This window comes from Sandarakinorhabdus glacialis, assembly GCF_014643455.1.
Classification (GTDB): Bacteria; Pseudomonadota; Alphaproteobacteria; order Sphingomonadales; family Sphingomonadaceae; genus Sandarakinorhabdus; species Sandarakinorhabdus glacialis.
In genome coordinates this window covers 39,504-52,141 of the sequence record NZ_BMJM01000013.1, presented here as the reverse complement: position 1 = coordinate 52,141, position 12,638 = coordinate 39,504, and the positions used below count along the sequence as shown (strand labels likewise).

9 protein-coding genes are annotated in these 12,638 nt (G+C 63.1%); 7 read left to right on the top strand and 2 right to left on the bottom strand.

The annotated features are described in order from the left end of the window. Window positions 1-106: 106 nt before the first annotated feature. The gene (locus IEW98_RS14285; protein ID WP_188763899.1) at window positions 107-898 is read right to left on the bottom strand and encodes a FadR/GntR family transcriptional regulator; all 792 of its coding nucleotides are present in this window, start codon (window positions 896-898) and stop codon (window positions 107-109) included. Window positions 899-958: 60 nt separating this feature from the next. Between IEW98_RS14285 and IEW98_RS14280 the strand changes: the two genes are divergently transcribed. Next, a complete protein-coding gene (locus tag IEW98_RS14280) occupies window positions 959-2,203 on the top strand; it encodes a CaiB/BaiF CoA transferase family protein (RefSeq protein WP_188763935.1) in 1,245 nt (414 codons plus the stop codon). After that, a complete protein-coding gene (locus IEW98_RS14275; RefSeq protein WP_188763897.1) occupies window positions 2,200-4,002 on the top strand; it encodes a flavin-containing monooxygenase in 1,803 nt (600 codons plus the stop codon). Before IEW98_RS14280 ends, IEW98_RS14275 begins: the two co-directional genes overlap by 4 nt. 340 nt (window positions 4,003-4,342) lie before the next feature. On the opposite strand, the gene IEW98_RS14270 is transcribed toward IEW98_RS14275, so the two are convergent. Next, complete coding sequence (locus tag IEW98_RS14270; protein ID WP_188763895.1) at window positions 4,343-5,218, bottom strand: LysR family transcriptional regulator; 876 nt, start codon at window positions 5,216-5,218, stop codon at window positions 4,343-4,345. Window positions 5,219-5,308: 90 nt separating this feature from the next. Here IEW98_RS14270 and IEW98_RS14265 point away from each other — a divergent pair, with 90 nt between their 5' ends. From IEW98_RS14265 to IEW98_RS14240, 5 genes are all read left to right on the top strand, one after another. Continuing rightward, the gene (locus tag IEW98_RS14265; RefSeq protein WP_188763893.1) at window positions 5,309-6,451 is read left to right on the top strand and encodes an acyl-CoA dehydrogenase family protein; all 1,143 of its coding nucleotides are present in this window, start codon (window positions 5,309-5,311) and stop codon (window positions 6,449-6,451) included. Beyond that, on the top strand, window positions 6,448-8,049 hold the full coding sequence (locus IEW98_RS14260) for a carboxyl transferase domain-containing protein (protein ID WP_188763891.1): 1,602 nt from the start codon (window positions 6,448-6,450) through the stop codon (window positions 8,047-8,049). The genes IEW98_RS14265 and IEW98_RS14260 overlap by 4 nt, the downstream gene beginning before the upstream one ends. Before the next feature lie 2 nt (window positions 8,050-8,051). Further along, window positions 8,052-9,884 (top strand): acetyl/propionyl/methylcrotonyl-CoA carboxylase subunit alpha, encoded by a 1,833-nt coding sequence (locus IEW98_RS14255; protein ID WP_188763889.1) that lies wholly within the window; start codon window positions 8,052-8,054, stop codon window positions 9,882-9,884. Window positions 9,885-10,768: 884 nt separating this feature from the next. After that, entirely contained in the window at window positions 10,769-11,449 is a 681-nt protein-coding gene (locus IEW98_RS14245) for a Fe2+-dependent dioxygenase (RefSeq protein WP_188763887.1), read from the top strand. Continuing rightward, window positions 11,446-12,585 (top strand): alpha-hydroxy acid oxidase, encoded by a 1,140-nt coding sequence (locus IEW98_RS14240; RefSeq protein WP_243450786.1) that lies wholly within the window; start codon window positions 11,446-11,448, stop codon window positions 12,583-12,585. Before IEW98_RS14245 ends, IEW98_RS14240 begins: the two co-directional genes overlap by 4 nt. Window positions 12,586-12,638 lie beyond the last annotated feature (53 nt).

Genomic DNA, 12,638 nt, shown 5'->3' with positions numbered 1-12,638 from the left:
GCTCGCTGCGCGCTCTGGGTAGCAGGTGACAACGCGATCCCAGTGCGCCTCGCTCCTTGATTTTGCCTCGTCCATCCGACTGTCGTGACCCCCAATTTCGCGCCGGCTATCGGCTCTGGTCCACCGCTGTTACGCTGCTTGTACCCGCGACCGTGGTCGCCAAGATGGATGCATAAGCCTGGACGTCGCGCTCGACGCGGCTCCGAGCCAGTTCCGCGTCGCCTGCTTCGATCGCCGCAAAGATACGCGCATGCGCATACCGCACTCGCTGGCGCACGTCGGCCGACGCAAACTCCTTGATTTGCGATGCCTCGAACATCAAACCGCTGACCGATGTCGCAAACGCGTGCAGCAGATCATTGTGGCTGGCTGCAGCGATTGCATCATGCCAGTTGACGTTTTCCTCGAGGAACGCGCTCAGATCGTTGTCAGCGGCCCAGTCGATCCGTTTCGCGATCGCGCGCAAGGCCGATAAATCTTCCTCTGTCCGCCGCTCCGCGGCCAGCGCGGCCACCGCCGGCTCAAGCGCCAGCCGCACCTCGATCAGCGCACTAAGCGTGACGCTGCGTCCTTTAATGTACAGGTTGATATGGCTCGCCAGATGATCGGCGCTCGGTTGCGCAACCGTCGTGCCCCCGTACCGTCCGGCACGCGTATTGACGAGCCCTTGGGTTTCGAGGATGCGCAACGCCTCCCGCACCGACCCGCGGCTCAAGCCTGTGGTCGATACGAGTTCCCGCTCGGTTGGCAACGAGGCGCCGAGAGTATAGCCGTCGCTCAAGATTTCTCGTTTGAGACGCTCGGCAAGGACATCGCTCGACTTCGGCACCTTGATGCGCCCGAGTCCATCCAGCATCGACTCGGCATTTGAGTTCGTCAGAGGAATATCGTTTGCCATTTCCAAACCGTAGCTATTACCACTGGACAAGTCAATTGTAGGACCATAAATAAGATGGTGATGGAAACGGTCAAAATTTCAGGGTCGGCGGATGCAGGCGCGGGACCATTCCGCCCACTCGCTGGCGTCCGTGTACTCGATTTTTCCAAGATCCTCGCGGGACCGCTTTGTACCCAGTATCTGGCTGACCTGGGTGCTGACGTCCTCAAGGTAGAGCCGCCCGGGGGCGATGACACGCGCAACTGGCCACCGTTCGCCGAAGGGGTGGGGGCGATCTTTACGGCGGTAAACCGCAACAAGCGCGGTATCGTGTTGGACCTTCGCAAGTCGTCCGGTCTGGCGATTGCGCACGACTTGGCCACTAAAGCGGACGTTGTCGTCGAAAGTTTCGGACCAGGCGCCGCCGATCGGTTGGGCATCGGCTGGGGCCGGTTGTCTGCCCTCAATCCGCGCCTCTTGTACGCGAGCATATCCGGCTATGGAACACGGGGTCCGATGAAGGACGGAAAAGGTTACGACCTGATCGCCCAGGCTTTCACCGGGATGTTGTCACTGACCGGTGAGCCGGGCGGTCCGCCGGCGCGTTCCCCCTTCTCGCCTGTCGATCAGGCGACCGGCTATCACGCCGTTATCGGCATCATGGGTGCGCTGATGCAGCGGGATCGAACCGGTTGCGGCGCGAAGATCGAAGCGTCGCTTTTCGATTCCGCGGTCGGCCTGCTTGGTTATTTCCTCCAGAACTACTGGCTGCGCGGGACCGAGCCCGAGCGCCCGGGTTCGGGCCACGAGTCGCTCTGTCCATACCAGGCGTTCGCGACCGCCGACGAGCCGATCATCCTGGGCGTCGCCAACGATGGTTTCTGGTACGCTTTCTGCGAACTGGCTGGCATGCGCTTACTTGCCGAAGATCCCAGGTTCACGACCAACGGCGACCGCGTCGCCAACCGCGCCATCCTGATCCCGATCGTCGCGGATATTCTTGCCCGTCGCAGTCGTACCGCATGGCTCGAGGCATTTGCCACGCGCGGCATTCCATCGTCTCCCGTTCACACGCTTGGCGAGTTGTCCGGTCATCCGCACACCGAAGCCTCGGGCATGATCCTGCGCGACGGCAGCTTCCAGACAGTTGCCTCGCCGCTTCGGATCGACGGCGAGCGCCTTGCGGTACGGCTGCGACCGCCTGCCCTCGGCGAGCATAGCCGGATCGTGTTAGCGGAACTTGGCTATCAACCTGAACAGATCGACGCGCTGATTGCCGACAGCGTTGTCGGAAGCCGTGACTTCGCTGCCCCCGGGAGATTATGATGACCGACACCCAGACCCCCGCGTTGAAACTCGAAGCGCTCCACGACAAGTATTTGGCCGAGCGCGACAAGCGTCTGCGCAGCGACGGCACGGCCCAGTATGTCGCAATGGATAATCCGTTCATCGGCGTTATCGACGACCCGTACGCCGGCGCCCGGATCGAGCGCGCGCCGGTCAACGAGGACGTCGATGTCGTGGTCGTCGGCGGCGGCTTTTCTGGCCTGCTTTCCGCCGCCAGCCTGGCAAAGGAAGGCGTGACCGACATCCGGATGATCGAAAAGGGCAGCGATGTCGGCGGCACCTGGTACTGGAACCGTTATCCCGGCTGCCGCTGCGATGTCGACTCCTATACCTACCTGCCGTTGATCGAAGATCATGGCGCAATGCCCACGGAAAATTTCGCGCGCGCGCCCGAGATCCTGGACCATGCCAGGCGCATTGCCGAGCGCACCGGACTTTACGATAAAACGCTGCTGCAAACCGGGGTCTGCGGCGCCGACTGGGACGCAGCAACCGGCCGCTGGATCGTTACCACCGACCGTGGCGACACGATCCGCGCACGCTTCGTGTGCATGGCAAGCGGCATCCTCAGCCGTCCCAAACTACCTGGCATTCCCGGCGCCCGCGACTTCAAGGGCCATAGCTTTCACACCTCACGTTGGGACTACGACTATACCAAGGGCGACTCGACCGGCGGCTTGACCGGATTGAAAGACAAGAGGGTGGTGATCATCGGCACCGGCGCCAGCGCGGTCCAGGCGATCCCGTATCTGGGTGAATGGTGTCAGAATCTATTAGTCGTTCAGCGTACGCCGGCCGCGGTCGATGATCGCGAGAACGCACCGACCAACCCCGATTGGTACAATAGCCAGGAACCGGGCTGGTGGGAGCGTCGCGCGTTGAATTTCGAGGGCTTCGTCAACTCGATTCCGCAGGAGCAGGACCTGATCCAGAACGGCTGGACGCGGAACTGGAGCAAAATGACCGAGGCGATGTACAAAGGTCGAACTCCCGAGGAGATGGCCCAACTGCGTCAGGAGGCCGATTTCGAGAAGATGGAGGCAATGCGCGCGCGGATCGCAAACATCGTCAAGGACCCCGCGACGGCGGAGGCGCTGAAGCCGTACTTCAACTGGATGTGCAAGCGACCGCTATTCGTCGACAATTATTTTGAAACCTTCAACCGCCCCAACGTCACTTTGATCGACACCAAGGGGCGAGGCCTCGACCGCATTACCGAGAAGGGGATCGTGTTCGAGGGCGTGGAATACGAGGTCGACTGCATAATCTATGCAAGCGGGTTCGAAGTGGCTTCGCCGCCTGACCGAACCGCCGGCTTCGACATGCGCGGCGTTGGCGGTACGTCGCTGTCGGAGTATTGGGCGAACGGCCGCAAGTCGCTGCACGGCATGCTTGTGCACACGTTCCCGAACATGGGCATCATCAGCGGGCTCAAGCAGGCGGGGATCACGTGGAGCATCACCTTCATGAACCGGCGCCAAGCCGAACATTTTGCGGCACTGGTGAGACGCTGCCTCGAGACAGGCAACAATTTCGACGTGAAACCCGAAGCCGAAGAGGCATGGCTCGAAGTCCTCGCCGACAAGGCCATGAAGGACGATACTTTCCTGCGCGAATGTACGCCGGGCTATTACAACAACGAGGGTAAGGACCAGCGTGACTCGATCTGGCTCAGCAACTATGGCGGTGGCCCGTTCGAATACATGGATGTGCTGCGAGACTGGATCGGCAGCAACGAGGCAATCGAGCGCGACCTGGCGCTGACGACAACGCAGTAATACCGGCGGCAACAGGCGCCGACGATGTTTGTGCTGTTGATGATCCCCTCGGCGGAATGACCATATGATGCAAATGCCGGGGTCGGCGAGGACCCCGGCTGGGCTGACCGCCGGACCGGGCACATGCGAGCGAAGCTGTGCGCTTTCGGGCTAGGCTCGATTTCATTCAATTTGAAGCAGGGCCTCCGGCGGTTGAGGCCGCAGGCCCCAAACCCCGTTATTCCGGTCCCACCGGCATCACCCGGCCCTTACCGCGGAAGTTAAACAGATGGGGTCCGGGGCCTGCGGCCCCGGCCGCCGGAGGCATTCTCGTGCTGCTTCCACGCAACTGCGATTGCGACTAGCGAATTAGATGATCGATTGTCTCTGACAATATTGCAATCGAGCGCGCGAGTTCCTCCTGCGAACGGTCTAGATCAGATCGGTATGCAAGGCCCAGTGTGCGAGTATGGTGAAAGTCCTCAAGTTTCGGCCGTGTCATGCCGTCGGCTTGAAAACAGTCGGGCATCACCGTTACGCCGAGTCCAGCGCGCACATAGCCTATGGCTCGCAAATCGCTGTTGGTCCGCGCCGAAAAATGGGGGCGGACACCGCGCTCGGTGAAATGCCGGCTGGTTTCGGAAAGGACCTCGCACTGGCGTCGGACGATCATCGCGTTTTCGGCGAGTTCCTCCGCGGCGATCGTGGTGCGCCGCGCCAACGGATGATCCGCCGACAACGCCAGCGAATATCCTTCGGAGAACAAGGGTTCACTTTCAAGCCGATCCACACTTGGATGGATAATCGTCAGTGCGATGTCGAGCCGCGCCCGCCTGAGGCGCTCGTGGAGGGCGCGCTCGCCTCCCTCGACAATCTCCAGCCGGCCGGGACGATTATCGTTCAGTCGCCGTGCGATGGCCTCGACCCACTCGGCCGGGACGGTGGAGAGGACGCCGATGCGCAGCGGTACTGACGCTGCAGACCCGCGGACTGCATTCTCGGCCTGGGCAAAGCTGGCTTCCACCGCGCGGGCGGGCGCCGCCAACCGGGCGCCGGCAGCGGTCAATTCGACCCTCCTGTTGCTGCGCCGGAACAGCGGCGTGCCGAAACCCCGTTCCAGCTTGGCGATGCCGACCGACAATGTGGGCTGCGCCACATTGCAGGCTGCCGCTGCCTTGGAGAAATTGCCGTGATCAATGACCGCCAAAAAGTAACGGACGAGGTAGCGATCCATCATAGACGCTCCCTATAGTATAGTCCTTGAACTATCAATTTCCGCTGCGATCGGATCGGCCCTAATCAATAGTGGATTGCAGGAGTGACCGTGATGGATTTCGATTTCGCGCTTGGTGAGCACGCGGACATGATTCGCGAGACGACGGCAAAGTTTGCCACGGCCCGCATCGCGCCGCTTGCCAAGCGGATCGACGCCGAAGACTGGTTTCCGCGCGACCTCTGGCCAGCCATGGGCGAACTGGGCTTGCACGGCATCACGGTGCCAGTCGCCGACGGGGGCCTTGGCCTTGGCTATCTCGAGCATGTCATCGCAGTGGAGGAAGTATCCAGGGCCTCGGCATCCGTCGGCCTCAGCTATGGGGCCCATTCCAACCTCTGCATCAATCAGATCAGTCGCTGGGCCGACCCGGAGCAGAAGGCAAAATTCCTGCCGAAACTGATTTCGGGCGAGCATCTCGGCGCACTGGCCATGTCGGAAGCCGGCGCCGGCTCCGATGTCGTCGGCATGAAGTTGCGCGCGGTTGCAACCGACAACGGGTTTCTACTCAACGGCACGAAGTTCTGGATCACCAATGCGACCTACGCCAATACGCTGGTTGTCTATGCCCGTACCGGTGACGGCTCGCGCGGCCTGACGGCATTTCTGATCGAAAACACCATGCCGGGTTTTTCTATCGGCCAGAAGATCGACAAGATGGGCATGCGCGGGTCACCAACCGCGGAACTGGTGTTCAACGATTGCTTCGTGCCCAGTGAAAATGTCATGGGCCCGCTTAACGGCGGCGTCGGTGTGCTGATGTCGGGTCTCGATTATGAACGTGCCGTGCTCGCTGGTATCCAGCTGGGCATCATGCAGGGCTGCCTGGATGTCGTCCTGCCATATGTTCGCGAGCGCCAGCAGTTCGGCAAGGCGATCGGCACGTTCCAGCTGATGCAGGCCAAGATCGCGGACATGTATGTCGCGCTGAACTCGTCGCGCGCCTATGTCTATGCCGTGGCGCGATCGTGCGATTCCGGGCGGACGACACGGTTCGACGCAGCGGGTGCCATCCTGCTGGCGAGCGAAAATGCCGTGCGCGTCAGCCTCGAGGCTATCCAGGCGCTGGGCGGCGCCGGCTATACCAAGGATTGGCCCGTCGAGCGCTTTGCCCGTGACGCCAAACTCCTCGATATTGGCGCCGGTACCAACGAAATCCGTCGCATGCTGATCGGTCGCGAATTGATCGGCGCATGAGCGGCCCCGTCATCGCCAGCAACGCCGCGCCGGACAGCGACGGCTTTCGCGCCAACGCAGCGCACAATGGCGCGCTGCGTGACGCCCTTCATGCCCGCGTGGCGACTGCCGCTGACGGCGGACCGGCAAAGGCCCGCGAGCGCCATGTCGCACGCGGCAAGCTGTTGCCCCGCGAACGGGTCGAACTTGTCCTCGACGCGGGTTCGGCATTTCTCGAAATCGGGCAATTGGCGGCAGGCGGCATGTATGATGACGAAGTCCCCGGTGCGGGGATCATCGCCGGCATCGGCCGGGTTTCGGGTCGCCAAGTGATGGTCGTCTGCAACGACGCGACGGTTAAAGGCGGCACCTATTATCCGATGACCGTCAAGAAGCACCTGCGCGCCCAGGAAATCGCCAAGGCCAACCGCCTGCCGTGCATTTATCTCGTCGATTCCGGCGGTGCCAACCTACCCCACCAAGCCGAGGTCTTTCCCGACCGCGAGCATTTCGGGCGCATTTTCTACAACCAGGCCAATATGTCGGGGCGCGGCATCGCGCAGATTGCCTGCGTAATGGGTAGTTGCACGGCTGGCGGTGCTTATGTGCCAGCCATGTCCGACGAAACCGTGATCGTCCGCAACCAAGGCACGATTTTTCTCGCCGGGCCGCCGCTGGTTAAAGCCGCCACCGGCGAAGTGATCTCCGCCGAAGCGCTGGGCGGCGGCGACCTGCACGGGCGCACGTCGGGCGTGGTCGATCATGTGGCGGAAAATGACGAGCACGCGCTGAGCATCGTGCGCGATATCGTCTCGCATCTGCGAAAGGATCGCGTCGCCGATGTGGCATTGGAGCCGCCACGGCCGCCCAGGCACAATCCCGACGAACTGTACGGAATCATCCCGCAGGATGTGCGCGAGCCCTATGATGTGCGCGAGGTCATCGCCCGTATTGTCGACGCATCGGAATTCCACGAATTCAAGCCGCTCTATGGCGCAACTTTGGTGTGCGGCTTTGCCCATATCTGGGGAATGCCTATCGCAATTCTGGCCAATAATGGCATTCTGTTCAGCGAAAGCGCGCAAAAGGGAGCGCATTTCATCGAACTTGCCTGTCAACGTGGCGTGCCCCTGCTTTTCCTGCAGAACATTTCGGGTTTCATGGTCGGCGGAAAGTACGAAGCCGAGGGCATCGCCAAGCACGGCGCCAAGCTCGTCACCGCGGTCGCCACGGCACAGGTCCCCAAGATTACCGTAATCATCGGCGGCAGTTTCGGTGCCGGCAACTATGGCATGTGCGGGCGCGCGTATTCCCCGCGGTTCCTGTTCACTTGGCCCAATGCCCGGATCAGCGTGATGGGTGGGGAACAGGCGGCAAGCGTGCTGGCCACCGTCCATCGCGAAGCCGCGACGTGGACGCCGGACGAGGTCGAAGCCTTCAAGGCGTCAATCCGTCAGACCTATGAGGACGAAGGCAATCCTTGGTTCGCGACGGCACGGCTGTGGGACGATGGGGTCATCGATCCCGCTCAGACCCGTGATGTGCTCGGGCTGGCACTGGCGGCGACACTCAACGCGCCAATCCCGGAGCGGGCCGCCTTTGGCGTGTTCAGGATGTGACCATGATCAAGAAACTGCTGATCGCCAATCGCGGCGAAATCGCCTGCCGCATCATCCGCACGGCGCGTGCCATGGGCATTGCCACCGTCGCAATATATTCGGACGCCGACGCGCAGGCGCTGCATGTCAGCCACGCCGACGAAGCCATCCACATCGGCGCCTCACCCGCGCGCGAAAGCTACCTCGTTCCTGGAAAAATCCTGGCGGCGGCAGCGGCCAGCGGCGCAGACGCCATCCACCCCGGCTATGGCTTCCTGTCGGAAAACGCGGGATTTGCGCAAGCCGTCATCGATGCCGGCCTGGTCTGGGTCGGCCCCAAGCCCGCCTCGATCATTGCCATGGGACTGAAGGACGCCGCCAAGCGGCTGATGCAGGCGGCGGGCGTTCCGACAACGCCGGGGTATCTTGGCGATGACCAGTCGCCCGCGCGGTTGCAGGCCGAAGCCGACGCCATCGGCTATCCCGTGCTGATCAAGGCGGTTGCCGGCGGCGGCGGCAAGGGCATGCGCCGGGTCGAAAACGCCGCCGACTTTGGCGATGCGCTCGAATCCTGCCGGCGCGAAGCGGCAGCTTCCTTCGGAGAGGATCGCGTCCTTATCGAAAAGTATATCCTGTCGCCGCGTCATATCGAAGTGCAGGTGTTCGGCGACTTGCATGGCAATGTCGTTCACCTGTTCGAACGCGATTGCTCGCTGCAACGGCGGCATCAGAAAGTTATCGAAGAAGCGCCCGCGCCAGGTATGGATGCCGCAACGCGGGCAGCGCTCTGTGCAACCGCGGTGCAGGCGGCGCGCGCAGTCGACTATGTCGGGGCCGGCACCATTGAATTCATCGCCGATGCCAGCGATGGCCTGCGGGCTGACCGCATCTGGTTCATGGAAATGAACACGCGACTGCAAGTCGAGCATCCCGTAACCGAGGCGATCACCGGGGTCGACCTCGTCGAATGGCAATTGCGCGTGGCGAGCGGCGAGGCATTGCCGCGCCGCCAGGACGAATTGGCAATCGACGGATGGGCAATGGAAGCTCGGCTCTATGCCGAAGACCCGGCCACCGGCTTCCTGCCGTCGATCGGCAAGTTGGAAGTGTTCGATGTCGGGACTGCTTGGCGGATCGATACCGGCGTCAGGCAGGGCGATGCCATCTCGCCGTTCTACGACCCGATGATCGCCAAGGTCATCGCCCATGGCGTGGACCGTGAAGCGGCGCGATCATCCCTTGCCACGACGCTGGGCGGTATGCAGATCTGGCCGTTGCGGACCAACGCTGGTTTCCTCGGGATGGCGCTGGCCCACCCGGATTTTGCCGGTGTCCGTCTCGACACAGGTTTGATCGCGCGCGAAGGCGATGCCTTGCTGCCTCCCGTGCAGCCGTCACCGATGGCGCTTGCCGGAGCCGCCAGCGCCCTGGTGCGACCGGGCGCCATCAACGGCTTCCGCCTTAACGCCTGCGCCGTGCGCGAAGGTAGCTTCTTGCTCGATGGCGTGCCGATCCGGTTGCCAATCGGCGACCAAGCTGGTGGACAAGACCAGATATTGATCGCCGAGCATGGCCAGATGTGGGCCTTGTCCAGATGGCGCATCGTCGGCGGGGGCGGCGATGCCGCGGCCAACGGCGCCATCCTGTCGCCAATGCCGGGACGCATCATCGCCGTTTTCGTCGGCGAAGGCGAAGCGGTCACCAAAGGTCAGAAGCTGCTGACGCTTGAAGCCATGAAAATGGAGCACACGCTCGTGGCGCCGTTCGATGGCATTGTCGTTGCGCTGGCCGCGGTTGCCGGTGGACAGGCCGTGGCCGGCGCAGCCCTGGCTAACATCGATCGGCGCGAGAGCTGAAACCCGGCCATGCTACCGCTGCAGCTACGACTATTGCGTTCCATCCCTGGTCCCCTCAGCAGATCACCCTGACCGGCGATACGAGTGCAGCTTGTGCCGCCGCTGCCGGTCTCGCAGGTCCCGTAATGGCCCTGTATCCTGCCATGCGTCCCGAGACCGTGGGGTGCCTTCTGGCACATTGCGCGGAGTGGACGCCAGCCATGCATGCGCGGCGCGGGAAGATGGTTGCAGCCGGCTGCCTCGGCGGAACAGGCGACGCTGGCAACACATGACTGCTTCGGATGGGGCGTACCGAATGAAGAGCGCATGTTCCGGAGCACGGACAACGATTTGAGATTGATCGTCGAAAGTTAATTCCAACCCTATAAACGGGAAGGGAGCAGACGTCACGCTTAAGAAAACGAAGTCCTTCCGCCCACCTTGGCCCGACAAGGCCCTGCGGCAGTCGGTGCTCCATGTGCAGGCTATTCACCGCTCGATTGAACAGAGTTATTTGTCTCGCCTGCCGGGCATGACTTGGACAGATGGTTAGCGCCGGTGCATAGTCCGAGGATCAGCCTCGGGCGGAACTGTCCGCACGACCGCTTTTACATGCGCGCACCTATATAGTCGTGTAGACGCCCTCGTTCGGCGTTCAGGCCAATTGGGCCGTAAGCCTCTGGGAATGAAATTTCCGTTGGCGCATTCTTTGCGAATGACCTGGTCACTTTGGCGCAGGCTATGAAAGTTTTCCTCGGCGCACGTTTTTGAGTTACCAACGATGGGCGGTGCAGCTTCGCTGACCACAGACACGCTTTCCGCCCGGGTTTTCCTGATGACGGCGGAGATGCTAGGGATCGCCGCTCGCCGCGCGGCGATCGTCTGACAGGGAAGTCCGCCGGCCCATGCTGCTCCAGATCCCGGACCTGCTCTCGGCCGCCGAAGTCGACGAGGCGCGGCAGCTGCTCGAACAGGCGGACTGGGAGGATGGCCGCCGAACTGCCGGCCACCGGGCGGCGCTGGTCAAGGGCAATCTGCAACTGCCGCTCGATCACCCGCTGGGGCGGACGCTGGGCGACCGCATCATCGACAGACTGGGGCAATGCCCTTTGTTCATTGCCGCGGCACTGCCGCTGCGGGTGTTGCCGCCGCGCTTCAACCGGTATGAGGGCGGCGGCGCCTATGGCAATCACATCGATAACGCGATCTTTCCGATCCCCGGATCGACGCTGCGGGTCCGCAGCGACATTTCGGCGACGTTGTTCCTCACCGAGCCCGACCAGTATGACGGGGGCGAGTTGGTGATCGAGGACAGTTTCGGCGCGCAGACTGTCAAGCTGCCGGCCGGGCACATGGTCATCTATCCCGGCAGCAGCCTGCACCGGGTCGCCCCCGTGACCCGCGGCGTGCGGCTGGCGTCGTTCTTCTGGACGCAGAGCCTGGTTGCCTCCGACCAGCAGCGGCGGACTTTGTTCGAGCTCGACACGGCGATCCAGCAATTGACCGGCGACCATCCCGACCATGGCTTGATCGACAGGCTGACGGGCGTTTATCACAATCTGCTGCGGCAATGGTCGGTGACGTGACCGTGTTGCCGGCGCTGGCGGCGATCCCTGCCGACATCGTCACCCTCGCCGATTACGAACGCCGTGCCGTGCACCATATGCCCGCCGCTTCGTGGCGACACATCCAGTCGGGCGCCGATCGCGAGATCACGCTGGCCGCCAACATCGCCCAGTTCGACGCGCTGCAACTGTTGCCGCGTGTGCTCGCCGATCTTTCCGGCGGCAGCACCGCGATCAGGCTGCTTGGCATGGACCTCGCCGCGCCGATGCTGCTGGCGCCGCTGGCCTATCACCGGCTGGCGCATCCCGATGGCGAGCTGGCGGTGGCCCGCGCCGCCGCGGCGCTCGGCACCGGCATGGTGGTGAGCACGTTGTCGAGCTTCACCCTCGAGGAGATCGCGCTGGCCAGCCGGGCTGCGTCGCGCGAACTCGGCCGCGATCCGGCGCCTTTGTGGTTCCAGCTGTATCTGCAGGACGATCGCGAGCGTAGCGCCGCGCTGGTCCGGCGCGCTGAAGCCGCTGGGTATGACGCGATCGTGCTGACCGTCGACGCGTCGCTGAAACGGTCGGGCTTTACCTTGCCGGCGGGGATCGCGGCGGCGAATTTGCGCGGGCTGCCGAGCCGGTCGCAGACTGGAATTGCCGGGGGCCCGATATTGTTCGGCACGCCGCTGATCGACGCTGCGCCGACGTGGGATGATCTTGCGTGGTTGCGCCAGGCGACGACACTGCCGTTGATCGTCAAGGGCATACTCGCGGCTGACGATGCGCGTCTCGCCATCGAGCACGGCGCCGACGGCATCATCGTCTCCAACCACGGCGGCCGGGTCATGGACGGGCTGCCGACGCCGCTATCGGTGTTGCCCGGCATCGCCGAAGCGGTCGGCGGGCGCGCGGCGGTGCTGGTCGACGGCGGCATCCGGCAAGGCACCGATATCGCCAAGGCGCTGGCGCTGGGTGCCGACGCGGTGCTGGTCGGGCGGCCGCAACTCCATGCGCTGGCGGTCGCCGGGGTGATCGGCGTCGCGCATGTCCTCCACATCCTGCGGGCGGAATATGAGCTGGCGCAGGCGCAACTCGGTTGCCGGACGCCGGCGGGGATATCGCGCGCGCATGTGCTGGACGCGCAAAATGGCGGCAAACGCCTGACCTGTTGAGCCCGAAGCGGGTCGTTGCCCGCATCCGGGGCAGCGGCTATTTGTCGGCCCCG

Coding starts and splice junctions, on each gene's coding strand:
- IEW98_RS14285 (WP_188763899.1), bottom strand. CDS start 898: ATGGCAAACGATATTCCTCTGACGAACTCAAATGCCGAGTCGATGCTG.
- IEW98_RS14260 (WP_188763891.1), top strand. CDS start 6,448: ATGAGCGGCCCCGTCATCGCCAGCAACGCCGCGCCGGACAGCGACGGC.
- IEW98_RS14245 (WP_188763887.1), top strand. CDS start 10,769: ATGCTGCTCCAGATCCCGGACCTGCTCTCGGCCGCCGAAGTCGACGAG.
- IEW98_RS14275 (WP_188763897.1), top strand. CDS start 2,200: ATGATGACCGACACCCAGACCCCCGCGTTGAAACTCGAAGCGCTCCAC.
- IEW98_RS14255 (WP_188763889.1), top strand. CDS start 8,052: ATGATCAAGAAACTGCTGATCGCCAATCGCGGCGAAATCGCCTGCCGC.
- IEW98_RS14280 (WP_188763935.1), top strand. CDS start 959: ATGGAAACGGTCAAAATTTCAGGGTCGGCGGATGCAGGCGCGGGACCA.
- IEW98_RS14270 (WP_188763895.1), bottom strand. CDS start 5,218: ATGATGGATCGCTACCTCGTCCGTTACTTTTTGGCGGTCATTGATCAC.
- IEW98_RS14265 (WP_188763893.1), top strand. CDS start 5,309: ATGGATTTCGATTTCGCGCTTGGTGAGCACGCGGACATGATTCGCGAG.